This is a genomic window from Rhodococcus sp. Eu-32 (assembly GCF_003336925.1).
GTDB classification, from domain to species: domain Bacteria; phylum Actinomycetota; class Actinomycetes; order Mycobacteriales; family Mycobacteriaceae; genus Rhodococcoides; species Rhodococcoides kyotonensis_B.
Genome location: NZ_QGNK01000001.1, coordinates 156,974 through 182,498 on the forward strand (window position 1 = coordinate 156,974; position 25,525 = coordinate 182,498).

At 65.7% G+C, this 25,525-nt stretch carries 23 protein-coding genes and 1 riboswitch; of the genes, 16 read left to right on the forward strand and 7 right to left on the reverse strand.

From position 1 onward, the window contains the following. Nucleotide 1: 1 nt before the first annotated feature. The 6 genes from DK926_RS00795 to DK926_RS00820 are packed head-to-tail and all read left to right on the forward strand — an operon-like array spanning nt 2 to nt 8,120. On the forward strand, nt 2–1,345 hold the full coding sequence (locus tag DK926_RS00795) for an LLM class flavin-dependent oxidoreductase (RefSeq protein WP_114327979.1): 1,344 nt from the start codon (nt 2–4) through the stop codon (nt 1,343–1,345). Beyond that, a complete protein-coding gene (locus DK926_RS00800; protein WP_114327981.1) occupies nt 1,342–2,361 on the forward strand; it encodes an aldo/keto reductase in 1,020 nt (339 codons plus the stop codon). Before DK926_RS00795 ends, DK926_RS00800 begins: the two co-directional genes overlap by 4 nt. Nucleotides 2,362–2,367: 6 nt before the next feature. Further along, nucleotides 2,368–4,191 (forward strand): ABC transporter ATP-binding protein, encoded by a 1,824-nt coding sequence (locus DK926_RS00805; RefSeq protein WP_114327984.1) that lies wholly within the window; start codon nt 2,368–2,370, stop codon nt 4,189–4,191. Nucleotides 4,192–4,204: 13 nt separating this feature from the next. Beyond that, nucleotides 4,205–5,971 (forward strand): ABC transporter ATP-binding protein, encoded by a 1,767-nt coding sequence (locus DK926_RS00810; protein ID WP_125833355.1) that lies wholly within the window; start codon nt 4,205–4,207, stop codon nt 5,969–5,971. A gap of 33 nt (nt 5,972–6,004) precedes the next feature. Further along, nucleotides 6,005–6,829, forward strand: coding sequence for an LLM class flavin-dependent oxidoreductase (locus DK926_RS00815; protein ID WP_114327988.1), 825 nt, complete (start codon nt 6,005–6,007; stop codon nt 6,827–6,829). Nucleotides 6,830–6,845: 16 nt separating this feature from the next. Beyond that, the gene (locus DK926_RS00820; protein WP_114327990.1) at nt 6,846–8,120 is read left to right on the forward strand and encodes an NtaA/DmoA family FMN-dependent monooxygenase; all 1,275 of its coding nucleotides are present in this window, start codon (nt 6,846–6,848) and stop codon (nt 8,118–8,120) included. A gap of 3 nt (nt 8,121–8,123) precedes the next feature. Here the strand turns inward: DK926_RS00820 and DK926_RS00825 are convergent, their stop codons facing one another. Next, nucleotides 8,124–9,332, reverse strand: coding sequence for an acyl-CoA dehydrogenase family protein (locus DK926_RS00825; protein ID WP_114327992.1), 1,209 nt, complete (start codon nt 9,330–9,332; stop codon nt 8,124–8,126). A gap of 116 nt (nt 9,333–9,448) precedes the next feature. Next, the gene (locus tag DK926_RS00830; protein ID WP_114327995.1) at nt 9,449–9,721 is read right to left on the reverse strand and encodes an ANTAR domain-containing protein; all 273 of its coding nucleotides are present in this window, start codon (nt 9,719–9,721) and stop codon (nt 9,449–9,451) included. Nucleotides 9,722–9,787: 66 nt separating this feature from the next. On the opposite strand from DK926_RS00830, the gene DK926_RS00835 reads away from it, so the two are divergent. Next, entirely contained in the window at nt 9,788–10,171 is a 384-nt protein-coding gene (locus DK926_RS00835; protein WP_114328603.1) for a DUF202 domain-containing protein, read from the forward strand. A gap of 68 nt (nt 10,172–10,239) precedes the next feature. Further along, entirely contained in the window at nt 10,240–11,253 is a 1,014-nt protein-coding gene (gene fgd / locus DK926_RS00840) for a glucose-6-phosphate dehydrogenase (coenzyme-F420) (RefSeq protein WP_114327997.1), read from the forward strand. Between the two features lie 106 nt (nt 11,254–11,359). Here the strand turns inward: fgd and DK926_RS00845 are convergent, their stop codons facing one another. Beyond that, nucleotides 11,360–11,869, reverse strand: coding sequence for a nitroreductase/quinone reductase family protein (locus tag DK926_RS00845; protein ID WP_068422027.1), 510 nt, complete (start codon nt 11,867–11,869; stop codon nt 11,360–11,362). Between the two features lie 60 nt (nt 11,870–11,929). Here DK926_RS00845 and pta point away from each other — a divergent pair, with 60 nt between their 5' ends. Both pta and DK926_RS00855 read left to right on the forward strand, forming a co-directional pair. Then, entirely contained in the window at nt 11,930–14,008 is a 2,079-nt protein-coding gene (pta, locus tag DK926_RS00850) for a phosphate acetyltransferase (RefSeq protein WP_114327999.1), read from the forward strand. After that, complete coding sequence (locus tag DK926_RS00855) at nt 14,005–15,186, forward strand: acetate kinase (RefSeq protein ID WP_114328001.1); 1,182 nt, start codon at nt 14,005–14,007, stop codon at nt 15,184–15,186. Before pta ends, DK926_RS00855 begins: the two co-directional genes overlap by 4 nt. Before the next feature lie 71 nt (nt 15,187–15,257). Here the strand turns inward: DK926_RS00855 and DK926_RS00860 are convergent, their stop codons facing one another. From DK926_RS00860 to DK926_RS00870, 3 genes are all read right to left on the reverse strand, one after another. Continuing rightward, the gene (locus tag DK926_RS00860) at nt 15,258–17,546 is read right to left on the reverse strand and encodes a serine/threonine-protein kinase (protein ID WP_114328606.1); all 2,289 of its coding nucleotides are present in this window, start codon (nt 17,544–17,546) and stop codon (nt 15,258–15,260) included. Nucleotides 17,547–17,609: 63 nt separating this feature from the next. After that, nucleotides 17,610–18,554: a glutamate ABC transporter substrate-binding protein gene (locus tag DK926_RS00865; RefSeq protein WP_114328608.1), complete on the reverse strand. Its 945-nt coding sequence runs from the start codon at nt 18,552–18,554 to the stop codon at nt 17,610–17,612. Nucleotides 18,555–18,583: 29 nt separating this feature from the next. Further along, nucleotides 18,584–19,882 carry a hypothetical protein gene (locus DK926_RS00870; protein WP_243636574.1) on the reverse strand — a complete coding sequence of 433 codons (1,299 nt, stop codon included), beginning with the start codon at nt 19,880–19,882 and terminating at the stop codon, nt 18,584–18,586. An 88-nt stretch (nt 19,883–19,970) separates the two neighbouring features. Here DK926_RS00870 and DK926_RS00875 point away from each other — a divergent pair, with 88 nt between their 5' ends. Further along, on the forward strand, nt 19,971–20,819 hold the full coding sequence (locus tag DK926_RS00875) for an NUDIX domain-containing protein (RefSeq protein WP_114328002.1): 849 nt from the start codon (nt 19,971–19,973) through the stop codon (nt 20,817–20,819). Here the strand turns inward: DK926_RS00875 and thiE are convergent. Continuing rightward, nucleotides 20,808–21,500 carry a thiamine phosphate synthase gene (gene thiE, locus DK926_RS00880; RefSeq protein WP_068422043.1) on the reverse strand — a complete coding sequence of 231 codons (693 nt, stop codon included), beginning with the start codon at nt 21,498–21,500 and terminating at the stop codon, nt 20,808–20,810. The two genes, DK926_RS00875 and thiE, sit on opposite strands and share 12 nt — an antisense overlap. Nucleotides 21,501–21,526: 26 nt before the next feature. Then, a riboswitch (TPP riboswitch) is annotated at nt 21,527–21,639 on the forward strand. On the opposite strand from thiE, the gene thiO reads away from it, so the two are divergent. From thiO to DK926_RS00905, 5 genes are all read left to right on the forward strand, one after another. Next, the gene (gene thiO / locus DK926_RS00885) at nt 21,638–22,690 is read left to right on the forward strand and encodes a glycine oxidase ThiO (protein WP_114328004.1); all 1,053 of its coding nucleotides are present in this window, start codon (nt 21,638–21,640) and stop codon (nt 22,688–22,690) included. Its footprint overlaps the riboswitch before it by 2 nt. After that, nucleotides 22,687–22,884 carry a sulfur carrier protein ThiS gene (thiS, locus tag DK926_RS00890; protein WP_068422047.1) on the forward strand — a complete coding sequence of 66 codons (198 nt, stop codon included), beginning with the start codon at nt 22,687–22,689 and terminating at the stop codon, nt 22,882–22,884. The genes thiO and thiS overlap by 4 nt, the downstream gene beginning before the upstream one ends. Beyond that, entirely contained in the window at nt 22,877–23,629 is a 753-nt protein-coding gene (locus DK926_RS00895) for a thiazole synthase (protein WP_068422049.1), read from the forward strand. Before thiS ends, DK926_RS00895 begins: the two co-directional genes overlap by 8 nt. Nucleotides 23,630–23,764: 135 nt before the next feature. Further along, nucleotides 23,765–24,709, forward strand: coding sequence for an ATP-binding cassette domain-containing protein (locus tag DK926_RS00900; RefSeq protein ID WP_068422278.1), 945 nt, complete (start codon nt 23,765–23,767; stop codon nt 24,707–24,709). Continuing rightward, nucleotides 24,709–25,506, forward strand: a complete 798-nt coding sequence (locus DK926_RS00905) for an ABC transporter permease (protein WP_114328006.1) — start codon at nt 24,709–24,711, stop codon at nt 25,504–25,506. The genes DK926_RS00900 and DK926_RS00905 overlap by 1 nt, the downstream gene beginning before the upstream one ends. Nucleotides 25,507–25,525: the final 19 nt, after the last annotated feature.

The window sequence follows — 25,525 nt, forward strand, 5'->3', positions numbered from 1 at the left end:
TATGGCGACGATCGACCGTCACCCCGACACGGGTGCTGCCTACGACGAGAACGCGCAGATTCACCTGGGTGTTTTCTATCCGGGCATCGGCGCGCAGACGGTGTGGGAAGACCCCAACGCACCGGACCAGGTTGCGACAGACACTTTCGTCGAGGTCGCGCAGACCCTCGAACGAGGCTTGTTCGACGCGTTCTTCCTCGGTGACGGTCAGCGCGTACGCGAGAACCGAGGCGCGATTCTGTCGACGGACATCGCCGGTCGCCCGGATGCGATCGTGCAGCTGTCGGCGCTCGCCGCGGTGACCGACCGTATCGGGCTCGTCGCCACTCAGAACGCGACGTACAACCTTCCGGTCGAGCTCGCGCGTCGCCTGGCCAGTCTCGACGCTCTCTCGGAGGGGCGGGCCGGCTGGAACATCGTGACCACCGACAACGCCTGGACCGGTGAGAACTTCCGCCGGGGCGGATGGCTCGAACACGAGCGACGCTACGAACGTGCGACGCAGGTCGTCGCACTTGCCAAGCAGTACTGGTCGGGTGAGCCGGTGGCGTCGCATACCGATCTCGTCGAAGCCGCCTCGCAGAACAGTCTTCCGCAGAGTGCACAGGGGAGGCCGGTGCTGTTCCAGGCCGGGGACTCGTCGGGTGGCCGCGACCTCGCGGCCCGTCACGCCGACGTCGTGTTCTCCGCCAATCACGCGTTCGACGACGCCGTCGCCTACGCACGCGATCTGCGCGCACGCACCGCCGCATACGGCCGCGCTGCAGATGCCGTCAAGATTCTGCCGGGCGTGACCGTCGTACTGGGCGACACTGCCGGCGAGGCCGAGGAGAAGGTGCGCTGGTTACGCGGCAACGCGCACAACGGCGTGCGCGCCATCGCCTTCCTCGAGCATTACTGGGGCAAGGACCTGTCGTCGTACGATCCCGAAGGTCCGCTGCCGGACATCGATCCTGTTGACGAGGAACTCGACCCGTCTCGCGGCACGCTCGCCATCTCGGCGAGGACCGGCAAGCTCGAGCAAATCGCGCAGTGGCGAAAGTTGGCCGAGGACAAGAGCTTGTCCATCCGCGAACTCGTCCTCGAGGTATCGCCTGCGTCGCGTTTCCACTCGGGCACACCCGCTGCCGTCGTCGACAGGTGGGCCGATCTGGTCCGCCACCGCGTGGTCGACGGCTTCAACATCAACCCGTACCACGTGCGTGACTCCGTGAACGACCTGGTCGACAAGCTCGTTCCGGCACTGCAGGAACGCGGCGTCTACCGCACCGAATACACGGCGACGACACTGCGCGGACACCTCGGTCTGGAGGAACAGACCACAGCCAAAGAGAAAGCATCATGACCTACTCAGCAGCAGACACCCGATACGACGACGCGCAGTTCCGCAGAAGCGGGAAGAGCGGGTTGCAACTGCCTCAGTTCTCGCTCGGGCTCTGGCAGAACTTCGGTGACAACAGGAGCTTCGAGACGCAGCGCGAGATCATCCTGCGCGCATTCGATCTCGGCATCACGCACTTCGACCTCGCGAATCGCTACGGCCCGCCGTTCCGCGCGGCCGAGAAGGTGTTCGGCCGCGTTCTCGCGACTGATCTCGGCCGCTACCGCGACGAAATCCTGATTGCGTCGAAGGCAGGCAACCCGATCGGCAAGAGCCCATACCTGAAGGGCGGTTCACGCAAGACACTGCTCGACTCTCTGGACATCAGCCTGCGTGACCTGGGTGTCGATCACGTCGACATCTTCTACTCGCACAGCCCCGACCTCGATACCCCTCTCGAGGAAACGATCGCCGCGCTTGCGTCGGCGGTACAGCAGGGCAAAGCGCACTACATCGGCATTTCCAACTACACCGCCGAACGTGCGCACGACGCGGCCGTCATCGCGGAACGACTCGGCACTCCGCTGCTCGTCCATCAGTCCCGCTACTCGATCTTCGATCGCACCGTCGAGCGAGACGGGCAGCTGGACATCGCAACTCAGGACGGCACAGGCGTCGTCGCGTTCTCGCCACTCGCGCAGGGCCTGCTGACAGACAAGTATCTGAATGGGCAGGTGCCGAAGGATTCGCGGGCCGCGTCGAGCGCGTTCCTCTCCGCCGACGACATCTCCGACGAGTACATCACCCGCGCCGGATTTCTGAACAAGATCGCCGAATCTCGTGGACAGTCGCTGCCGCAATTGGCACTTCAGTGGGTATTGCGCCGACCCGAGGTGACGACGGCTCTCATCGGCGCGAGTTCGACCACGCAGCTCGAGCACAACCTTGCCGCCACCGAATTCCCGGAACTGACCGACGACGATCTCGCACGCATCGACGAGTACGGAATTCACGGGACGGCACTGCGGCCGAAGAAATAGCGGCGCATGGGTTCTCCTCTGGCCGCGCGCGCCGCCGACCTCGGGGCGGCGGACAATCCACGTATCTTCCGCACCGGGCTGTCGGCGATGATGCGTGGAAGTCGCGGCTACCCGATCGCGACGCCCGTCTCGATCCTGGCCGGCGTCGTCAACGGCGCCACGATGGTCCTCAGTGCCGTCGCCATCGGCTGGGCGACCGATCATCTGATCCTGCCTGCGTTCGACGGGCAATCACCGAGCGCGGCAACGTGGTTGCTCGCAGTCGGGTTCGTATCCGGTGTGTCGCTGCTGCGTGTCACGACGATCATCGTGCGCTCGTACGCGGCGGCCGTCGTGCAGTTCGGGAACCAGGCAACCACCCGTCGGGACTTGGTCCGGCAGTACACCCGGCTCGGAGTGCCGTGGCATCGCACACATTCGACGGGCCAGTTGCTGTCGAACGCGGTGTCCGACGTCGATGCTCTGTGGCAGCCGATGCAGTTCTTCGCCTTCGCGATGGGTTCCGTGTCGATGTTGGTGTTCGCGCTGATGAACATCGCCCGTTCGGACCTGTACCTCGCGGTCGCGGCGGTTGCGTTGATGGCGTTCGTGGTCGCCGCGAATGTCATGTATCAGCGTGTCACTGCGCCGCGGGCTCGCGACGCACAGCGCGCACGGGCAGATGTCAGTACCGTTGCCGACGAGAGCGTGCGCGGTGAGCAGGTCATTCGCACGCTCGGGATCGCGCAGGCGGAGACGAGTCGGTTCCGGAATGCCTCGAAGGCGCTACAGCACAGCAACATTCGCATGGCCGATGTCAACGCGGTGTTCGATCCCGTCATCGAACTCGCCCCCACCGCAACGGTTCTCGTCGTACTCGTCGTGGGTGCCGCACGCGTCGACTCCGGAGCGCTCACCGTCGGAGTGCTCGTCGAGGTCATCTACCTGTTCCTGACGATGGCGCTGCCACTGAGCCTGATCGGGCGGTTCCTCGGCCTGTTGCCGCTCGGTGTCGTCGGCCACGACCGTGTACGAGACGTTCTGGATGCCGCCGAGTATCCGACGCAGGGCGACGCGGTGCTGTCGACCGACGGCGCGATTCCGGTCAGTATCCACGGCGGCTCGTACTCGTACGAGAGTGGGTGCGCGAGACCGACATTGGGCCCTGTCGACCTGGATTTCTCGGCAGGTGACGTCGTAGCCGTCGTCGGCGCAACCGGGTCGGGCAAGACGACGCTGTTGAACGTCGTCGCGCGTCTCGCTGACCTCGATGACGGGCATGTCCGATACGACGGAACGAACGTCGGCGATCTGCACGGATCGGAGACCGACCGCCGCGTCGCCATCGCCCAGCAGACCGCCTTTCTGTTCGACGCCAGTATCCGCGACAACATCGCGATGGGACGAGACATCGACGACGACCGCATCTGGTGGGCGCTGAAGATCTGTGCTGCAGATGAATTCGTGAGCGCCCAGGCGGACGGTCTCGACGAGCGGGTCGGGCGCGCAGGCCGCAGCCTCAGCGGGGGACAACGTCAGCGCATCGCGCTGGCGAGAGCCCTCGTGGGACGGCCGTCGCTCATCGTGCTCGACGACGCCACCAGCGCGCTGGACCCGACGGTCGAAGCTGCGGTTCTGGGGAACATCCGCCGCGAACTGCTGACCGGACAGCCAGGGCAGAGGGCGTCGACCCTCGTCATGAGCGCGTCGCGTAAGACCACCGTCGCACTGGCAGAGCGGGTCGTTCTGCTCGACGACGGTGTGATCGCCGACGTCGGCACTCCCGACGAACTGAACGCGCGGAGCAGGCGCTACCGCGACATCGTCGACGCGTACGTGGATCCGTTGTGAGCCGGTGGTGGCTGTGAGTCGGTGGTGGCTGACGTCCGTGCTCGCGGTCGTCGCGGCGAGCGGGCGAATCGTCGTGCCGCTCACGGTCCAGTACGCGCTCGACCACGCGCTGCTCGACGCGTCGGCGCAGGACCGCACCAGCGTTCTCGTCCATTCCGTGCTCGTGGGTGCAGCGGCAGTGGCGGTCGCGGGCACGTCATCGTGCCTGCTCAACCGCAGGCTCGTCAGATCCGTCGAGACGGCTCTTGCCGCACAGCGTGAGCGCGCCTTCGAGCACATGTTCCGGCTGTCACCTGCGTCGGTCGGCAGGATCGGCACCGGCACCCTCGTCGCCAGACTGACCGGTGACATCGACACCATCTCGCAGTTCACGCGGGCAGGTGGAATCACGCTGGTGATCAACGTATCTCAGATGGTCGTCGCGGCAACCGTCATGTTCGTCTTCAGCTGGCCGCTTGCGGTACTCGTCATCGCTGTCACGGGCGTCGCCGTCGTACTCATGCGGTCGATCCAACGCGTCGTCGCACGACGATTCGACGTGGTGCGAATCGAGGTCGGTGCGCTGTACGACGGAATGTCCGACCTCGTGAACGGCGCCGAGATGATCCGCGCATTCGGGGCGGGTGACAACTACGAAGCCCGCGTGGGGACCCTCGTCGAACGAACCCGCGCCGCACAGATGAACACGCAACTTCCGTTGAACGTCAACGCGTCGCTCGGCGAGGCAGCCAGCGGAGTGATCACCAGCGCCGTCGTGGTCGCAGGTGCTGCCGCCGGCGCGGGCATACTGGGCTGGATCGATCTCACCGCGGGCCAGTTGGTCGCATTCCTGTTCTTGATCACGTTCTTCGTCCGGCCGATGCAGTTCACCGTGTCCATGCTGGGCGAGGCGCAGAGTGCCGTCGCGGGGTGGCGTCGGGTCCGGGAGCTGCTGGCCGAGTCTGTCGACACGGTCTCCGACGACGACGGCGTCGCACTGCCGGAAGGTGGCATCGGAATACATCTGTCCGGCGTCCGTTTCGGGTACGACGCACGAACGACAGCGCTCGAGGTTCCGGAGCTCCACATCGACGCCCACGAGCATGTTGCCGTCGTGGGACATACAGGGTCCGGCAAGTCGACGTTCGCGAAACTGCTGACCCGACAGTTGTCGCCGACCGAAGGCGTCGTGTCCCTCGCGTCGGTGAACCTCTCACGCGTCGCACCGGCGTCGTTGGCGCGGCGGGTCGCGATCGTGCCGCGGGACGCATTCCTGTTCGACCGGACGATCGCAGAGAACATCGCGGTCGCCCGCCCGGATGCCGGGCCTTCCGACGTCATGGACACCGTGCGAGACCTCGGGCTCGACGACTGGATCAGCAGCCTGCCCGCCGGGTTGGACACGCGAGTGGGTGCGCACGGTGCGGCACTGTCGGCGGGGGAGCGGCAGCTCGTCGCGTTGGCAAGGACTGCGCTCGTCGAGCCGGATCTACTAGTACTCGACGAAGCCACGAGCGGGGTCGATCCCGCGACCGACGTTCGCGTGCAACGTGCACTGCTACGCCTGACGAAGGGGCGGACGACGGTGACCATCGCGCATCGCATGATCACGGCCGAGAACGCCGACAGAATTCTGCTGTTCGACGGCGGGAAACTCGCCGAACAGGGCACGCACGCCGAACTGGTGGCGTCGGGGGGGCCGGTACGCGTCGATGTTCGACGCGTGGACCTCGATGAACACCCTCTGACACCTCGAATCTCGGTGATCGCAAGGGTGTTTCGTCGACCGCTCACTCCGTAGCCTCACGAGTGCAACCTACGGAGAGGACGCACAATGTCGAACCGAAATCCCGTACCCGTCGGCGTGCGTCTCGGACGCGGGTCCTCGCTGACGATTCGGGGCCTCGTCCACGCCGCAGAAAGACTCGATCGTTCCGCAACAGGTTTCGTCGTGCTCGGGACGAAAAGCCTCGGGTACGAACCCAGTACGATCGCGGGCTTTCTGGCACGACGCACTTCGGGACTTGGACTCGTCGTCGAGGCTGCCGTGCAGCGTGACCACCCGTACAACATCGCGCGACGCACAGCGTCGCTCGACCATCTGACGCAGGGGCGCGTCGGGTGGTGGGTTCGCGAACACGACGACGAAACGGAACTCGGGCTCGGAGAGGCAAGTTCGTGGACCTCGGCGCCACCCCGGGACCGCACCGAGGACGCGGTGATCGCGGTACGCGCACTGTGGCGCACATGGCCTGCGGACGCTGTGGTCGGTGACGTCGAGTCGAACGTCTTCACTCGCGCCGAGAGAATTCGGCACGCCGATCACGACGGAATTTTCACCACCGCAGGCCCGCTCACTGTTCCGACGACCCCGCAGGGTGAACCCGTCGTGTTCGGTCCGGGCAGCTCCGACGTTCGCGTCGGGGCCGACGGAGTTGCTGTGGTCGCCGTCGACGGGATAGACGACGCGATCGCATCCGGTGTCGCGGGACTGGTAGTCGAGATCGACGATGTCGACCTCTGGATCCGCGTCCTGCCGAACCTCGTGGCGCGTGGCGTCGTCAAAGCTCGTACCGACAAGACCACCTTGCGGCAATACCTCGGCGTCGACCTACCGGCAGAGCCGGACCTGTCGACTCGCAGGCCCGCGTTCATCTGATCGAGAAGGGACTTACATGTCATCCGAGCACGTCGTACTGAACATCAACGTTCTCGACATCGGGATCCACGCGGCAGCCTGGCAGAACTCAGGCCTGTCTCCGACGGCGTTCGTAGAGCCGGGGTACTTCGCCGACATGGCTCGTCTGGCCGAACACGGCACCCTCGATGCGCTGTTCCTCGCCGACGGACCCGCCCTGCGCGAAGATCCACGTCTGAAGCCCTCGCGAGCTCTCGAGCCATCGGCGATTCTGTCGCTCGTCGCTGCCGAGACAACACATCTCGGAGTTATCGGAACACTGTCGACGACGTTCAACGATCCGGTCGAACTCGCCCATCGCCTCCTGACGCTGGATCACCTGAGCGAGGGCCGTGCAGCATGGAACGTCGTCACGACCTATTCGCCGCAGGCGGGGCAGAATTTCGGTGTGGAAGACTACCCCGAGCGCAGTGTCCGGTACCGGCGTGCCTCCGAGTTCGTCGACGTGGTTCTGGCTCTGTGGCGTAGTGCCGGATCACGAGAATCCGTGTCACACCACGGCGAGTTCTTCGATGTCGACGGACTATTGCCGCTCGGCCCGTCACCCCAGGGACACCCTCTGATCGTGCAGGCAGGCGGGTCTCCCCAGGGCCGGGAGCTCGCAGCGCGAACCGCGAACGCGGTATTCAGTGCGGAGATGACGCTCGATGCAGGCGTTCAGCACTACCGGCAGGTGAAGGACGATGCGCGCCGGCACGGCCGGTCACGCGACGACGTCGCGATACTGCCCGGATTGATCACCGTGCTGGCGAAGACTCGCGAGGAGGCACACCGACGCTTCGAAAGTCTGGAAAGCTCTCTGCCCGAGTCTTATTCCCTCGACCGCCTGTCGACGGTGCTGGCGTACGACCTGCGAGGTCTCGATCCCGACGACCGCGTCCCGGACGACGCGCTCGCCGACATCTCGCCCGACGCGTTCACTGCATCGATGGGATTTCGGGAGTCGATCGTGCGGTCGATTCGAGAAAGCCGAGCGACCGTCCGAGAAGCCGTGCAGCAGTTCAGTGGTGGCGGTCACCGTATAGCGGTGGGTTCCCCGGAAGACATCGCCGATACCATCGAGGAATGGTTCCGCGGCGGTGCGGCGGACGGATTCAATTTGATGCCGGACGTATTTCCGTCCGGGCTGGAGGATTTCGTCGATCACGTGGTGCCCATCCTGCGCGATCGAGGGCTGTTCCGACGCGAGTATGCAGAATCCACTCTGCGTGAACGGTTCTCGTCGGTGAGCAGCCTCGATCGCGCAGGCTGACGGTCAGAAGAAGCCGGTCTCGGGCAGCTCGGCGTCGTTCACGACGATGTCGCCGAGCACCCGGGCCTTGTACGCTGTCGGGTTGTGCGAGAACAGGGTACGGAGATTCCGCCAGTGGATGTCGAGAGACTGTCCCTGCCTCGTCGCCGACGCACCGCCCACCTCGAACAGACGACCTGCAGCGCTCAGGGCCAGATCTTCGACGGCCACCTTGGTCTTCGCCGCCGCGATGGATGCGCGCTCCTCGAGTGCCCTGTCGACGCCGGTCGTACGCGCCGCGTCCGTCGCGATGTCCTGTGCCGCCGCAGCTTTGGCAACGGCCGCTTCTGCGACGAACGCCGCCGACGTCAGGCGTCCGATGATCTCGAGAAGTTGCGGGTCCTCGCGAGGGGTCTCGGCGGCGGCGAACGTGAACGTTCGCTTCCTGGTGCGCAGCAACTCGGCCGCGTCGGCCGTGACCGAACGTAGAATTCCCGCCGCGATGGCGTGCAGGGTCAACTGAACGAGAGAACTGCGGGGACGACGCTCGATCGGCTCGTTTCGGAACGGTAACGTGTCCTCGGCGTCGACGTGCACCGCAGTGAACACCGTCGTACCGCTACCGGTATGGCGCTGACCGATTCCGTCCCAGTCGTCCCGATGCTCGACGCCGTCGGCGTGGGCAGGCACGATAGCCGACAGGACTTCACCGTCGGGCAGATTGCCCGACACACGGATGTAGTCCGAATACAACGATCCGGTGCTGTAGAACTTGACGCCGTCGACGAGGTATCCGGTGGCTGTGGGCGTCAGTATGCTGTCGTACGTTTTGCCGCCGGCGTTGTGCGAGCTGAGTTCGGAGTTGGCACCGCCGAACAGCTTTCCCTCCAGTACGTGTGGGAGCCACTTCAGCTTGTTGTCCGACGACGGTACGCGCAGGATGTCCTCGACGAACGAGAAGTGAACACGCAGGATGTGCGGCACATCCGGATCAGCCTCGGCGAGGTCGACCACCAGGTCGAAGAACTGAGCGAGTGTGTAACCGCCGCCGCCGAGTTCGGTCGGCACTCGGACCGCACCGAGACGGTGCTCCTTGACCAGAGCGATTGCCACAGTGGGTGGTTCGTGTCCGCCGTCGGCGCGGCGCCTGCGGGCGTCGGCTGCGATCAGGGCGACCAACGACGCCAATTCGGCGGACGCCGGTGCGGGCATGGACGTGAGTGTGGAGGTCATCGAATACTTTCTTTGTCGGCGTGGCGCGACCGTGGGGACATGGATGAGGACCGAATGTGGCTTTCCGGTCACTCAGAGTGACCGGAAAGCCACATTCGGTCTGTTCGGAGGCAGGCTCAGGCCGCTTGTGCGGTGATTTCCGGGTCGGCGCGTCGGAGAATCGACTGCCAGCTCTGTCGAGCTGCTTCGGTGGCGGCGTCGTCGATGCCTGCCGACGCGGGTGCGGCCTGAGCCAACAACGTCAGTGCTTTGGTCGTCGAGATCAATCCGACCTTGTGACGGTGGGCGAATGCGGTGAGTTCGGCGAACGCCTGGTCGGGCGTATAGCCACACAGTCCGACCAAGATCCCGACGCCGATATCGATTTGGGTGCGCGGAGAGTCGGACATGGGCTGCTTCTTTCGTCTCGGGGTTTACATCCGATTCGAGTGTGAAGCGTCGCGGCAGTAGTGACCATGGTTCGAATCGGCCTGATCGTTATTGTTGGTTCCGTGACCGATGATCCGTCGACCCGTCCGGACGAACGTTTCACCCTCGCCAGCGAACGCACGTTCCTCGCGTGGATGCGCACGTCACTGGGTCTGATGGCCGGTGGCATCGCCATCGTGCACCTGGTCCCGGACTTCAGCACTGGCTGGGTGCGCACCGGATTGGGACTCGTCCTCATCCTCATGGCTGCGTCGGCGGCCATGGTCGGCCTGCGTCGCTGGCTGCAGGTGCGCAAGGCGCTGGAAGAGGGCGCGCCGATGCCCGAGGCGAAGGAACTGTGGCTGTTCGCCGTCGGGATCGGTGGAATCGCGATCCTCGCGGCCGTCATCACGGTGCTCGGAATCGAGTAAGCAGAGGACTCGGCGGACTCGGCGTGCACAATCGAAGTGACTGATGACTAATGACGAGGGAGTAGAGCGTGGCACAGGCGTTGAAGCTCGGGTACAAGGCGTCGGCGGAGCAGTTCGGTCCGCGGGAGCTCGTCGAACTCGGTGTGTTGGCCGAGCAGCACGGAATGGACTCGGCGACCGTCAGCGATCATTTCCAGCCGTGGCGTCACGAGGGTGGGCATGCGCCGTTCTCGTTGGCGTGGATGACGGCGGTCGGTGAGCGCACCGAGCGGATTCAGTTGGGCACATCGGTGCTGACCCCGACGTTCCGGTACAACCCGTCGGTGATCGCGCAGGCTTTCGCGACGATGGGCTGCCTGTACCCGGGGCGCATCATGCTCGGTGTCGGTACCGGTGAGGCGCTCAACGAGATCGCGACCGGGTTCACCGGCGAGTGGCCGGAGTTCAAGGAGCGCTTCGCCCGGCTGCGGGAGTCGGTGCGGTTGATGCGCGAGCTGTGGCTCGGCGACCGCGTCGACTTCGAGGGCGAGTACTACACGACGAAGGGTGCATCGATCTACGACGTGCCCGAGGGCGGCATTCCGGTGTACATCGCCGCGGGTGGTCCGGTGGTGGCACGGTACGCAGGCCGCGCAGGAGACGGGTTCATCTGCACGTCGGGCAAGGGCATGGAGCTCTACACCGACAAGCTGCTGCCTGCCGTCGAAGAGGGTGCGGGCAAGGCCGAGCGCGACGCCGGTGAGATCGACAAGATGATCGAGATCAAGATTTCGTACGACACCGATCCGGATCTGGCTTTGGAGAACACCCGCTTCTGGGCGCCGTTGTCGCTGACGCCGGAGCAGAAGCATTCGATCGACGACCCGATCGAGATGGAGAAGGCGGCCGACGAATTGCCGATCGAGCAGGTGGCGAAGCGGTGGATCGTGGCGTCGGATCCGGACGAGGCGGTCGAGAAGGTCAAGCAGTACACCGACGCCGGGCTCAACCACCTCGTGTTCCACGCGCCGGGTCACGACCAGAAGCGGTTCCTGGAGTTGTTCGAGCGCGACCTGGCGCCGCGGTTGCGCAAGCTGGGGTAGTTTTTGCGAGCTTTCGACGGCTCTCCTGTCGGCATCGATGGTCCACGGCATCCGATAGACAGTTGCCGCGGACCATCGATGCCGATCCGGGGGCAAGCGATGGCGGTCAGTCCGCAGTCAACGCAAACATCCGCATTTCCCGATCGGTCCGGGTCTTGTATTCGCCGTACACCCGGACCATGTCGTTGAACGCGTCGTAGATCCGCACTTTCTCGTCCCCGAGAACGGGTGTGGCCGTGACGGGAATTCTCTTGCCCCCGATCGCGACGGACGCATGCGGATCGGCGAGCAGGTTCGACGTCCAGGCCGGGTGATGCTGTTGCCCGAAGTTGCTGCCGACGACGTACAGCGTGTCGCCCTCCCGGTAGTACAGCAGCGGTGAGGTCCGCGGCGCCCCCGACTTTCGACCTGTCGTCGTCAGCAAGACGACGGGCGCGGCGATGGGCCCGAGGATCGTGTACTTCCCGTCGGTGCGCTCGAGAAGTCTCCGGTCGATGCCTGCGAGGTTCCGGATGACCCATGACCCGGGCTTCGTCGCGGCGAACGCGATCGCAGGCTTACGAATGATGCTGTTCTCGCTGCCCCAGCGGACGTCGGGAAACGGTGATTCGGCCATGACAGATCCGACTACGGCAGGTCACCTTCTGTCAACTACTCACCCGCTACTCTGGCTGGCATGGCCGAGCGAGCATCGAGCATCTACATCGCCTCTCCGGAGGGCGACACCGGTAAATCGACCATCGCGCTGGGCGTGCTGCAGATGTTGTGCGCGTCGGCGGCCCGCGTCGGCGTCTTCCGCCCTATTGCGCGTTCGACGGACGAGCCCGACTACATTCTCGAACTGCTCGTCGATCACACGACGGCGGATCTCTCGTACGAGCAGTCTCTCGGCGTCACGTACGAGGAAGTACATGCCGATCCCGACGCGGCCCTCGGCGAGATCGTCTCGCGCTTCCACGACGTCGCCGCGCAGTGCGACGCGGTCGTGATCGTCGGCAGCGACTACACCGACGTCGGCAGCCCGAGCGAACTGAGCTTCAATGCTCGTATCGCCGCGAATCTCGGTGCGCCCGTGCTGTTGTCGCTGCGCGGATCGGAGAGGTCGCCGGACGAGATCGTGCAGCTGGCGCAGCTGAGCCAGTCCGAGCTTCGCGCCAATCACGCGCATCTGGTCGCCATCGTCGCGAACCGATGCGACCCCGACCGCCTCGACGACGTCACCGCCGCACTCGAACCGCTCGGCGTGCCTGCGTGGAGTCTGCCGGAGATTCCCTTGCTCGTCGCACCGACCATGGCCGAACTTCTCGACGCCGTCGACGGCACGCTCTACAGCGGCGACTCCGAATTGATGCAGCGTGAGGCACTCCGCGTCATGGTCGGCGGTATGACGGCGGAGCACATCCTCGAACGACTCACCGAAGGCGTCGTCGTCATCGCGCCCGGCGACCGATCGGACGTGTTGCTCGCGCTCGTCAATGCGCATGAGGCAGAGGGCTTTCCGTCCCTCGCCGGGATCATCATGAACGGAGGAATCGAACCGCACCCGGCTATCGGGCGACTCGTCGCAGGCCTCGGGCCGCGTCTGCCGATCCTGACCACGGACCTCGGCACGTTCGACACCGCGTCGGCAGCCGCGAAAGCACGTGGACGCGTCGCCGTCGGCTCGCAGCGCAAGGTGGACACCGCCCTCAGTCTGATGGAACAGCGCGTCGACGCCCAGGCACTGCTCGACAGCCTCGAGCTCAGCATCCCGTCGATCATGACGCCGCAGATGTTCGAGTACCAGCTCATTCAACGTGCCAGAGCGGACCGCAAACACATCGTGCTCCCGGAGGGCAACGACGACCGAATCCTGCGTGCGGCCGGTCGACTGCTGCAGCGCCAGGTCGCGGAACTGACGATCCTCGGCGAAGAGGGGCCGATCCGCAGGCGCGCAGCCGAACTCGGCGTCTCGCTCGACGGCGTCGCCGTCCTCGACCCGAAAACCTCCGATCACGCCGAGCAGTTCGCCGCCGACTACACCGAGATTCGTAAGCACAAGGGCATGACGATCGAACGTGCTCGCGAGATCATGACCGACATCTCGTACTTCGGAACCATGATGGTGCACAAGGGAATTGCCGACGGCATGGTGTCCGGCGCCGCGCACACGACGGCGCACACCATTCGGCCGTCGTTCGAGATCATCAAGACCGCAGCCGGCGTGAACACCGTGTCCAGCATCTTCCTGATGTGCCTGTCCGATCGTGTTCTCGCATACGGCGATTGCGCGATCGTCCCGGATCCGACGGCGGAGCAGCTGGCCGACATCGCGATCTCGTCGGCGCAGACGTCGGCGCAGTTCGGCATCGACCCGCGCGTCGCGATGCTGTCGTACTCGACCGGTGACTCCGGATCGGGCGCCGACGTGGACAAGGTGCGCGAGGCGACGAAGCTCGTCCGCGAACGCAGCCCGGAACTGTTGGTGGAAGGACCCATTCAGTACGACGCGGCCATCGAGCCGTCGGTCGCGAAGTCCAAGCTCCCCGACTCCGAGGTGGCCGGACGCGCAACGGTGTTCATCTTCCCGGACCTCAACACCGGCAACAACACGTACAAGGCGGTACAGCGTAGCGCGGGAGCCGTCGCCGTCGGGCCGGTGCTGCAGGGTCTGGCGAAACCCGTCAACGACCTCTCGCGCGGCGCACTCGTCGAGGACATCGTCAACACCGTCGCCATCACCGCCATCCAAGCCCAGGGGTCGGAAGAAGCATGACCGTTCTCGTCGTCAACTCCGGCTCCTCGTCCATCAAGTTCCAGCTCGTGAAACCGGAGGACGGAACCGCCGTCGCAACCGGTCTCGTCGAGCAGATCGGTGAGACCGAGGGCCGCGTCGTACTCGATCTTTCCGGCGACAAGTCCGAGAAGCGCCTCGAGATCCCGGATCACGCCAAGGGTCTGCAGATCGCGTTCGACATGCTGGCCGACGCGGGCGTCGACCTCCATGACAGCGTCACTGCCGTCGGGCATCGCGTCGTACACGGCGGCGAAGTGTTCTACCGGCCGACGGTCGTCGACGACGCGGTCCTGAAGCAGATCGACGAGCTGAGCAGCCTGGCGCCGCTACACAATCCGCCGAACGTGCTCGGCATCGCGGTCGCCAGGCGTCAGTTGCCCGACGTACCGCACGTCGCAGTGTTCGACACGGCGTTCTTCCACGGGCTGCCCGCAGCCGCGTCGACCTATGCGATCGATCGAGACACCGCTCGCCAGTATGGAATTCGGCGCTACGGCTTCCACGGAACGTCGCACGAATACGTGTCGCAGCAGGTCGAGAAGTTTCTCGGCAGGGAGGGGCTCGACCAGATCGTCCTGCACCTCGGCAACGGGGCGTCCGCGTCGGCGATCAGGGCAGGGGAGCCGATCGACACGTCGATGGGGCTGACGCCGCTCGAAGGGCTCGTCATGGGGACACGCAGCGGCGACATCGATCCCGGAATCGTGATGCACCTGCGCCGCAGCGCCGACATGGACGTCGACGCCATCGACGAACTGCTGAACCGCAGGTCCGGGCTCAAGGGGATGTCCGGCATCAACGACTTCCGTGCACTGCAACAGCGTATCGACGACGGGGACGGCGACGCGGCCCTGGCCTACGACGTCTACATCCACCGGTTACGCAAATACATCGGTGCCTACATGGTCGACCTCGGGCACCTCGACGTCATCACCTTCACCGCAGGCGTGGGCGAGAACGCGTCGCAGGTCCGAGCGGATGCGCTCGCGAATCTCCAGGGCTTCGGTATCGAGATCGATCCGGAACGAAATGCGCAGCGCGGCAAAGTCGCTCGGGTGATCTCGACGGACGGATCAGCGGTGACGGTGTTGGTCGTGCCGACCAACGAGGAACTCGCCATCGCCCGCGCGACAGATGTCCTGGTCAGGAGTCGCTGACGCGACCCGTGCGTGCGAATGTACAGCCGGCTGTACATTCCCACGCACATGGTCGTTCCGCAGGCTCAGGGTCAGAACCGCGACCGAGGCCGGATCGCGTTCGCGAGGTCGACCAGCGTGAACCGATGAGCGCGGTCGGTCGCGTTGCGCGCCAATGCTCGTAGGCCTTTCTCGGTGCCCTTCGCGAGCCCGGTGTCGGTGAAGTGCACCCCGAGGATGGGCTCGCGTTCGGCCTCGGATGCGTGACCGGACCGAATCCAGTCCATCGCCATCGCCAGGACGAGGGTCCGCATCTGCAGCGCGCGGGCCTCGCTGCGGGGAAGTGCCCCGACGCGGCGCGCAGCCTCGCGGAAGTCCTCCTCCTGCAGGTCTTTCGACGGCCGGTCCATCAGCAAGGTCAAGATGGACGTCATCCTGGCCACCGAATAGTGCCGCGAACTGATCGGCACCTGGTCCAGGGTGGCCACCGCGGCGTCCGTCTCGCCCCGGTAGGCGAGCTGGCGGGCCAGACCGAACGCACAGCTGACGACCGCCCGGCTGGTCCGCCAGACGACGCGGTAGTACGACTCCGCCCGGTCGCGCCACATGTCGCGTTCGTCGGCCTCCAGGTTCGGATTGTTCTCGACGACGAGTTCGGCACTCGCGGCCAGAGCGATCTTCGGCGCGAGTTCGCCCGGCATGGCGTCGAGCACCTTCTCGAAATGTCGGTGCGCTGAGACGAGTTCGCCCCGGAGCAGAGCGAGCAGTCCCGAGTACCACTGCACTCGCCAGGGGTCCTCGTCGCCGGTCTTGACCTGTGACAGCACCGAATTCGCGGTCGCCACGTCGCCGAGGTCGATGTGCGCCTTCACCTCGGCCAGAGTGATCTCGAGACCACCGGTGGAGCCGTCGGCGAAGCGTTCGATGCCGTTACGACGAGCGTGCGCCAGCGAGTCGAGAGTCTGCTGCGGCTCGCTGTGCACGGCGGCGGCCAACAGCGGTGCACTGGGATCGGTCGGGTCGACGAGCGGAACGGGCAACGCCGACACGACTTCTCGCGCACCGAGCTTGTCACCGCGAAGTTTGCCGTCGACGTACGTATCGGTCCGACCGACGGATTCCTCGGTGCCGAACACCGTGCGCGGAGGACTGAACGCGGTGGACAGGCCGGGTCGCTCGGTTCCGGTCTGCTGCGCGAGGATTTCTCGCAGAACACCGGTGGCTTGGCTGGCCAGCACATCGGCCGTCGCGAAGCGCCTTGTCGGATCCGGATTGGTGGCGCGCATCAACAATCGGTGGAACGACGGATACGTGCGCAGCAGTTCGTGATCGTCGGGTGACGGAATGCCGGGGTCGTAACGCCCACCGGTCGACGGCATCTCGAGTGTCAGGACCGCGAGAGTTCTTCCCACCGTGTAGATGTCGGATGCGATCGTCGGCCCGGTCTTGACGATCTCCGGAGCCTGGTAGCCGGCGGTGCCGTACAGGTATCCGTAGTCCTCGATACCCGCGACGGCACCGAGATCGATCAGCTTGATCTGATCGTCGGTCACCATGATGTTCTCGGGTTTGAGGTCGTTGTAGACCAGACCGATCGAATGCAGATACGACAACGCGGGCAGCACTTCCAGGACGTACGCGATGGCCTGCTCGACCGGCATACGCTCGTGATCGTCACGTGCGGACAGTATGTCGCGCAGCGATCGCCCACCGACGTACTCCATGACGATGAAGCCGACCTTGGTTCCGTCGCCGCGGGGCTGTTCGACGAAGTTGTAGATCTTCACGACGCCCGGATGCGCCACCTCGGCGAGGAACTGTCGCTCGGCGACCGCGACGGCATGCGCCTCGTCGTCGCCGAAATGCAGCAAACCTTTCAGGACGACCCAGCGGTCGCTGACGTTGCGGTCGATCGCGAGATAGATCCAGCCCAGGCCACCGTGCGCGATGCAACCCTGCACCTCGTACTGGCCGACGACCAGATCGCCCGGCTCGAGCAGCGGTGAGAAGTCGTAGTGCGCACCGCAATGCGGGCACGTACCCGATTCCTGATCGGGATCACCTGCCGAGCTGCGGCCGACCGGTGAGTTGCACTTCCAGCAGAACCGCTTCTTCTGTGGAACCGTCGGGTCCTTCATGACCGCCGTGGCGGGATCGACCGGATCGACGCGAGGGACGTCGACCAGCCCGGCGCCGAGCCGTCGGCGAATTCCGTTGGTGCGTCCCGACCGCGTCCGCCCCGAGGTGCGCGACGAGCGCGACGACCGAGCCATGACCGCGGCCTGAGTCCGTTCGGCGGCCTGCGTTCTCTCGGCCGCCTGGGTGCGTTCCGAAGCCTGCGTTAGTTCGGCAGCCTGAGTACGTTCGGATGCGGCGGTCATCGCCGCTGGGGCTGTTGCCGGCCCGGTGGGGGTTTCCGGATCGCGTGCGTTCATGTGCCCTGCTCAGTCCACGTACGACGGGGACGGCGGACCGGGCGAGGTACCCATGACCGTGAGCCAGCGCGAATACAGGCGGTTCCAGGTGCCGTCGGCGCGAATGCGTTCGAGCGTGCCGTTGACGAACCGGACCAAGTCGTCGCTCTCCTTCTTGATGCCGACGCCGTACGCCTCCGGGCTCAGGCTGGTTCCGACGAGTTCGAGATACGGGTCCTGCGCGGCGAGACCCGCGAGGATCGTGTCGTCGGTGCTGATGGCGTCGACCTGCCGTTGTTGCAGTACGACAAGGCAATCCGACCACATCGCTGCCGTGACGATCTGCGCGGTCGGAACGATGCGTTCGAGACGACGCAGCGACGTCGTACCGTCCACCGCGCACACCCGCTTGTTCGCGAGGTCGGCGACGCCGTTGATTCCCGAGTTCCGCACCGCCAGCACACGATGCTGAGCCTGGAAGTAGACGGTCGAGAACGACACCTGCTCCTTGCGTGCACACGTGATGGTCATCGTCTTGACGACGACGTCGACCGTCGAGTTCTGCAGTGCCTCGATGCGTTCCGCGGACGTCAGGATGCGGAAGTCGATGCGGTCGGGATCGCCGAACAGGTCTCGCGCGATCTCGCGGGCGATGTCGACGTCGAAGCCGACGAGTTTGCCGTCCATCGGCTCGAGGAAGGAGAAGAGGTTGCTGCCCGTGTCGAGACCGACGATAAGACGCCCGCGTTCGCGAATGGCGTCGACCGTCGGGGCGGGGGGAGCAGGCACGGTGCCTGCCGGTGTCGGACGAAGGCTCGCAGTCGGTCTGGAGCACTGCACGTCCTGGGGACCCGGGTCCTGCGTGGCGGATGCGGGCCCTGCGCCGTCGGGAAACGGTGTGCCGGAGTATTCGACGTCCGGTACCTCCGGGATGGGCGGCTCCGTCGTGCATCCGGCCGTGAGCACCGCGATCATGAACAGAACGGCTACTGCGACAGAGGATTTCACAGGTACTCCCGCAGTCTCGGTGCGATGCCGGCGGCGACGGCAGCAGCAGCGACGATCGTCAGCGCCACCGCGCCGGACGCCATGCCCGCCAGTGCCGACTTCGCACGAATGACGTTGCCACGTAACTCGATTCGAGCCTGCTCGATGCCGTCGACCAGTTTGCTGTCGAGTGCACGGAACTGGGTCGACGAATCCTGGACTCCGCTCCCCGTCGTGATGAGGACAGCGGTCGCGAAGTCGCCGGTGTCGAGAGCGTCGGCGATTCGGGCGTGCGAGGCCTTCCATGCGGTCAGCGTGGCGGAGATGTCCGGATCGTCGGCGAACAAAGTCGTCAATTTGTCTGTGTTGGTGGTGAATTCGGCGTCGTAGCCCCGGCTGCTCCCGCGGCGCACCAGGTCGAGGGTCTCGTCGGCACGTGCCTGTTGGGCGAGGATGAAACCGGAGGTCAGACTCTGCAACGGCGCGACGCCGCGATCGAGAGCACGGTCGGTGGCCGTCGACGAGACGATTCCGCCGACCAGCATCCATCCCAGCAGAACGGTCATCGTCGCCGTCGCCCCGAGGAAGCCCCAGTTGAACGTTCGGTTGGTGCGCCCCGCCAGAAAGATCTGGGCGAGCACGAGAAGGACGAGGCAGAGAACGACCAACGCGATCGCGAACAACGGCGGACGGATGAATCGCTCCTGGTCGGTCGCAACGCGGGCGGATTGCTCGGTGTACAGGCGCTCGGCGCGCGGAAGCAGAACCGTCTGCATCTGATTCGAGGCTTCACCAAGGTACGCGGCGCCGACGGGATTGCCTACGCGGTTGTTCGTCCTGGCCGTCTCGACGAGTCCGGTGTACACGGGCAGACCCGCGGCGATCTCCATCAGCACCGTGCGCGCGTCGTCGTCGGAGTCGCCGAGACCGTTGGATGCCCGAATCAGCTCGGCCCCCGCGTCGCCGATCGCCCGTGTGTAGCGGTCGCGGGTCTCCTGCGGTTCGAGACCTCCTGCGAGAAAGGCGGTCGACGCGGCCGCGTCGGCGACCGACAAAGCGCCGTACAGGTTCTGGGCCGAATTGGCGAGAGGCTCGGTGCGGACGAGCAAAGTGTCGAGAGTGCGCGCGCGATCGGAGACGGTGACCGACGTGACGAGGCCGGTGGCGACGAAAGCCACGATCAGCACGACGCCGAACGCGATCATGCGCACGGGCGTCGAACGCACCAGCCGCTGCAGGTCCCGCCGCGGATCGCTGCTCGCGGCCGAGGCTGCAGTCGTGGGAGGTACGGCAGCAGAGGGTGTAGTGCCGACCACAGTCACAGAGTCGAGCATATAAGCAGCAGTGAGCGCGCGTACTCGGACCGTGAACACACTGCATGTCGGTTCACCTAAGGTGTGTCGTATGCGCGGCGACGGCGACGGGTGGGTTGTAGGCGAGAACGGCACGCGGCACTGGGGCAGGCACGGCGCCGCGGGTTTGTTGTTGCGCGCTCCTGCTGCCGACGGGACGCCGACCGTGCTGCTGCAACACCGCGCGCTGTGGTCGCACCAGGGCGGAACATGGGCGTTGCCGGGCGGAGCACGCGACAGTCACGAGACCACCGTGCACGCCGCGGTCCGCGAAGCGGAGGAAGAAGCGGCGATCGCAGCCGATTTCGTGCACGTGCGCGGTGAGAAGGTCACCGCACGCGCCGACAGCGGATGGACGTACACGACCGTCGTCGCAGATGCCCCGGGTCAGCTCGAGACGACGCCGAACGGTGAAAGTACCGAACTGCGTTGGGTTCCCGAGGACATGGTCGATCGGCTGCCGCTACACCCCGGCTTCGAGATCGCCTGGCCGACGCTCCGTACGACGCCGCTCCGCATCCTGCTCGACACGGCCAACGTACTCGGCTCGCGCCCGAACGGCTGGTGGCGCGACCGCAGCGGCGCCACCGGCGAGCTGCTGACGTCGCTCGCCGACGCCGTGCCGAGGACCGTCGAACTACCGGGCGGCGACTTCGGCTGGTTGACGCGCATCGACGCCGTCCTCGAAGGCGAGGCGCGTAACGCGGCGTTCGACGACGCCCGCGTCCCCGTCATTCATGCGCCGGGTAGCGGCGACGACGAACTCGCCCGCCGGGCCGAGGCGGCCGACAGCCTGACCGCGCTCGTCACCGCCGACCGGGGTCTTCGACAACGCGTGCCCACGTCGGTGCACGTGCTGGCCCCGTCGACGGTGCTGGCGTGGTTGGGATCAGCGTCGTAGCTTCGACGCCAGTTCTCGCGCCGCGGCCTGGGGATCCCGTGCCTGAGTGATGGCCCGAACGACGACGATTCGCTCGCAGCCCGCCTCGAGGACTTCGTCGACGTTGGTCGCGTCGACTCCGCCGATCGCGAACCACGGACGCGCCGGAGCCGATTCGGCGGTACTGCGCACGAGTTCGAGGCCAGCCGCGGAACGGTTCGGCTTCGTCGGCGTCGCCCACACGGGGCCCGTCGCGAAGTAGTCGACGCCGTCCTCGATCGCGGCCAGGGAAGCCTGGTTGCGATTCTGCGTCGACCGGCCGATGACGACGTCGGGACCGAGGATCTCGCGCGCGTAGTGCACCGGCAGGTCGCCCTGGCCGAGATGCAGGACATCGGCGCCCGACGCCAACGCGAGGTCGGCGCGGTCGTTCACGGCCAGAAGCGCGCCGTGACGCTTGGTGGCGGCGGACAGAATCGCCAGCGCGGCGAGTTCGTCCTTCGCTTCGAGCGGACCGAACTCGCGCTCGCCCGCCGAGTTCTTGTCGCGAAGCTGAATGATGTCGACGCCACCCGACAAGGCCGCTTCCGCGAACTGGGCGAGATCGCCCTTCTCGCGCCTGGCGTCGGTGCACAGGTAGAGGCGAGCCGATGCCAAACGCTCGCGCGCCGTCTGGTTCTGGGGACTCTCGTAGGGATGCACTCTGCAAACGGTAGTCTGTCGGGAGTACGTAGATACACGGGAGTCCTGGGGTTCGCAGGGCTGAGAGTGGACACGCCGGTCCTTACCGTCAATACCTGAACCGGATCATGCCGGCGCAGGGAGTGAGGTGGAACAGAATGTCCAAGTCCCTGGCAGTCGTCGGCGGCGGTGTCATCGGCCTGGCCGTGGCGGTCCGCGCGGCACGCGACGGCTGGTCGGTGCGCCTGTACGACCCGGCCGTCGGAACCGGAGCGTCCTGGGTCGCGGGCGGCATGCTCGCGCCGCTGTCCGAAGGGTGGCCAGGCGAACACGACCTGCTCGAGCTCGGGGCGCACTCGCTGGCGCGGTGGCCGGAGTTCGCGCGTTCACTCCCGGGCGACGTCTTCTCGTCGACGGGATCGCTGACCGTCGCGCTCGACGCCGCCGATGCCGCAGACCTGCGGACCATCGCCGAATTCGTCGGGGAGCAGGGACATCGGCTCGACGTGTTGAGCCGCGCCCAGGTGCGCGAGCTGGACCCGTCGCTGGCGCAGAACATTCGCCTCGGGCTGCTCGCACCCACCGAACTCGCCGTCGACAATCGGTTGCTCGTCGCGGCGCTGCAGAAGGCTGCAACAGCGGTCGAGTTCGTCGCCGAAGCCGTCACCGACATGGACGCGCTGGACGCCGATCAGATCGTCGTCGCGGCGGGAGACAGGACGGCATCGCTGCTTCCCGACGTGCCCGTCCGTGCGGTGAAAGGCGAGATCCTGCGCTTGCGTCGCAGGTCGAGTGCCGTCGAAGCTCCGAGCAGGACCATCCGCGGCAGCGTCCACGGACGGCCGATCTACCTCGTCCCGCGCGGCGACGGCCTGGTCGTCGGCGCCACCCAGTACGAATCCGGACGCGACACCCAGGTCACCGTCGCGGGCGTACGCGACCTCATCGCCGACGCCGAACGCCTCATGCCCAGCATCGGCGAATACGAACTGTACGAAGCCGCAGCCGGACTACGACCGATGAGTCCCGACGGTCTTCCCGTCATCGGCCGGATCTCCGAGCGCGTCATCGTCGCATCGGGCCACGGCCGCAACGGAATTCTGCTGACCCCCATCACCGCAGACGCCGTCGCCGCACTACTCGCAGGCGACGCACTCCCCGAAGCGAAGGCTGCAGATCCAGCCCGATTCGAGATAGGTAGGAAACAATGATCACCGTCAACGGGCAGGACCACGAGCTGACCGAGCAGCTGACCATGACGCAGTTGCTGACGCGACTGTCCATGCCGGAGAAGGGCATCGCCGTCGCGGTCGACGGCGTCGTGCTGCCGAAGAGCCGATGGGACGCCACAACCGTCGAAAAGGGTTGCAACATCGAGGTTCTGACGGCGGTGCAGGGTGGCTGAGTCACTGAAGATTGCCGACAAGGCGTTCGATTCCCGCCTCATCATGGGCACGGGTGGGGCCGCGAATCTGACGGTGCTGGAGGAGGCCCTCGTCGCCTCCGGGACCGAACTGACCACGGTCGCGATGCGACGCGTCGACGCCGCCGGAGGCACCGGTGTGCTGGATCTGTTGCGCAAGCTCGACATCGCGCCGCTGCCCAACACGGCCGGATGCCGCGGTGCGGCGGAGGCGGTGCTGACGGCGCAGCTCGGCCGGGAAGCGCTCGACACCGACTGGGTGAAGCTCGAAGTGATCGCCGACGAGCGCACCCTGCTGCCCGACGCGATCGAATTGGTCAAGGCCGCAGAACAACTGGTCGACGACGGATTCAACGTGCTCCCGTACACGACCGACGATCCGGTGCTGGCGCGCAGGCTGGAGGACGTCGGATGCGTCGCCGTCATGCCGCTGGGTGCGCCGATCGGAACCGGCCTCGGCATCTCGAACCCGCACAACATCGAGATGATCGTCGACGCGGCAGGGGTGCCGGTAATTCTCGACGCGGGCATCGGTACCGCGAGCGACGCGGCGCTGGCAATGGAATTGGGTTGCGACGCAGTCCTCCTCGCGACGGCAGTCACACGCGCGAAAGATCCGGCGCTCATGGCGTCGGCGATGAAGCACGCTGTCGCAGCGGGATTTCAGGCCCGTCGGGCCGGGCGGATCCCGAAGCGATTCTGGGCGCAGGCGAGTTCGCCGATGTGAGTCCTACGTGCGTGCGAATGTATAGCCCGCTATACATTCGCACGCACGTAGGAGCCGCCATCATCCGAAAGGATGACCCACATCGCGACCCCAGACCGATGCGCGGTCAGGCCCGCATGAGGGACAGTGGTCCGCATGATCGAAGTAACGGGACTGACCAAGCAGTACGGTGCCACCAAAGCGGTCGACGATCTGACCTTCACGGTGAAGCCGGGCATCGTGACAGGCTTTCTCGGCCCCAACGGGGCTGGCAAGTCGACGACCATGCGGATGATCCTCGGGTTGGACCGTCCGACCAGCGGCACGGCCCTCATCGAGGGCAAGCCCTACAACCAACTCACGCAGCCACTGCGTACCGTCGGAGCACTTCTCGACGCCAAGTGGGTGCACCCCAATCGTTCGGCCCGCGCGCATCTCGAGTGGATGGCCGCGTCGAACGGCATCCCGAAGTCGCGCGTCGAGGAAGTGCTGCGGCTCGTCGGTCTCTCCGAGGTCGCGAAGAAGAACGCAGGCGGCTTCTCGCTCGGCATGTCGCAGCGGCTCGGTCTCGCAGGCGCACTGCTCGGTGACCCGAAGGTCCTGTTGTTCGACGAGCCCGTCAACGGTCTCGACCCCGAGGGCATCGTCTGGATTCGAAAGTTCATGCAGCGCCTTGCCGCCGAGGGACGTACCGTCCTCGTGTCGAGTCACCTGCTGTCCGAGATGGCCCAGACCGCAGAGCATCTCGTCGTCATTGGCCGCGGACGTCTGGTGGCGGACACGTCGGTCCAGGACTTCATCAACCATGCGTCCGAGGCGTCGGTACGCGTCCGAAGCCCGCAGCTCGATGCTCTTCGCAGTGCACTGACGTCCGCCGGACTGACGGTGCGCGAACCTGCGGACAAGGGCGAGCTGCAGCCGTCGCTCGTCGTCACGAATTCGACGACCGACGCCATCGGAGACATCGCCGGCCGCAACGGCATCGTTCTACACGAATTGTCCTCGCAGCGAGGATCTTTGGAAGAGGCGTTCATGAAGCTCACCGGACAAGACGTCCAGTATCACGGTGAAGGCACCGACGCCATGGGAGGTGCACTGTAATGGGAGTTCTTGCAGCAGAACGCATCAAGATCACGTCGACGAAATCGCCGTGGTGGTGCACCGTCGCCATCATCGTGCTCGGACTCGGCCTGGCGTTCTTCGTCGGACTCGCCGCCAAACTCGGCATGCAGTCCTACGAGAACGAAGTGGCAAGCGGTAACACGCCCGACTTCGACCCGTACCTGCCCACCGTGTTCGAGGTGGTCGGTAGCGGCGTCGGCGGTATGGGAGTCATGGTTCTCATGATCCTTGCGGCGCTGACGGTCACCAGCGAGTACCGCTTCGGCATCATTCGCACGACGTTCCAGGCCATCCCGAACCGTGCCTCGGTGCTCGTCGCGAAGGCGTCGTTGATCGGTGTGTTCGGATTCGTCCTGTCCTTCGTGCTCGGCATTCTGGCGTTCTACGTCGGCAAGGCCGTCGCAGGTCCCGACGCCGGTGCGTTGCTGAGCTTCGACGTCGACGGAACGTGGCGGGTCATCTACGGAACAGCGATCCTCGCGTTTCTGCAGGTGTTCGTCGCCGTCGGTGTCGGTGCGCTGCTTCGCCAATCGGCGGGAGCCATCGCGCTGCTTCTTCTGTGGCCGCTGCTCGTGGAGTCGCTCTTCGGACTGTTCGGATCGTTCGGCCGCGCAATTCAGCCCTTCCTCCCCTTCGGGAACGCGAATCATTTCCTCGGCCAGGCCGGCGGAGTCGACTATCACTGGGGACCGTGGGGAAGCCTGATCTACTTCATCGCGTTCACCGCGATCGTCTTCGGCGCCGCACTGTTCGTGACCAATCGCCGAGACGCGTGACGTAGGTTGCGGCTAGGGT

Bases quoted from the DNA above. Each gene is read 5' to 3' on its own strand.
- DK926_RS00795 (WP_114327979.1), top strand. From the start codon at position 2: ATGGCGACGATCGACCGTCACCCCGACACGGGTGCTGCCTACGACGAG.
- DK926_RS00800 (WP_114327981.1), top strand. From the start codon at position 1,342: ATGACCTACTCAGCAGCAGACACCCGATACGACGACGCGCAGTTCCGC.
- DK926_RS00805 (WP_114327984.1), top strand. From the start codon at position 2,368: ATGGGTTCTCCTCTGGCCGCGCGCGCCGCCGACCTCGGGGCGGCGGAC.
- DK926_RS00815 (WP_114327988.1), top strand. From the start codon at position 6,005: ATGTCGAACCGAAATCCCGTACCCGTCGGCGTGCGTCTCGGACGCGGG.
- DK926_RS00820 (WP_114327990.1), top strand. From the start codon at position 6,846: ATGTCATCCGAGCACGTCGTACTGAACATCAACGTTCTCGACATCGGG.
- DK926_RS00825 (WP_114327992.1), bottom strand. From the start codon at position 9,332: ATGACCTCCACACTCACGTCCATGCCCGCACCGGCGTCCGCCGAATTG.
- DK926_RS00830 (WP_114327995.1), bottom strand. From the start codon at position 9,721: ATGTCCGACTCTCCGCGCACCCAAATCGATATCGGCGTCGGGATCTTG.
- DK926_RS00835 (WP_114328603.1), top strand. From the start codon at position 9,788: ATGGTTCGAATCGGCCTGATCGTTATTGTTGGTTCCGTGACCGATGAT.
- DK926_RS00845 (WP_068422027.1), bottom strand. From the start codon at position 11,869: ATGGCCGAATCACCGTTTCCCGACGTCCGCTGGGGCAGCGAGAACAGC.
- pta (WP_114327999.1), top strand. From the start codon at position 11,930: ATGGCCGAGCGAGCATCGAGCATCTACATCGCCTCTCCGGAGGGCGAC.
- DK926_RS00855 (WP_114328001.1), top strand. From the start codon at position 14,005: ATGACCGTTCTCGTCGTCAACTCCGGCTCCTCGTCCATCAAGTTCCAG.
- DK926_RS00860 (WP_114328606.1), bottom strand. From the start codon at position 17,546: ATGACCGCCGCATCCGAACGTACTCAGGCTGCCGAACTAACGCAGGCT.
- DK926_RS00865 (WP_114328608.1), bottom strand. From the start codon at position 18,554: ATGATCGCGGTGCTCACGGCCGGATGCACGACGGAGCCGCCCATCCCG.
- DK926_RS00875 (WP_114328002.1), top strand. From the start codon at position 19,971: ATGCGCGGCGACGGCGACGGGTGGGTTGTAGGCGAGAACGGCACGCGG.
- thiO (WP_114328004.1), top strand. From the start codon at position 21,638: ATGTCCAAGTCCCTGGCAGTCGTCGGCGGCGGTGTCATCGGCCTGGCC.
- thiS (WP_068422047.1), top strand. From the start codon at position 22,687: ATGATCACCGTCAACGGGCAGGACCACGAGCTGACCGAGCAGCTGACC.
- DK926_RS00900 (WP_068422278.1), top strand. From the start codon at position 23,765: ATGATCGAAGTAACGGGACTGACCAAGCAGTACGGTGCCACCAAAGCG.
- DK926_RS00905 (WP_114328006.1), top strand. From the start codon at position 24,709: ATGGGAGTTCTTGCAGCAGAACGCATCAAGATCACGTCGACGAAATCG.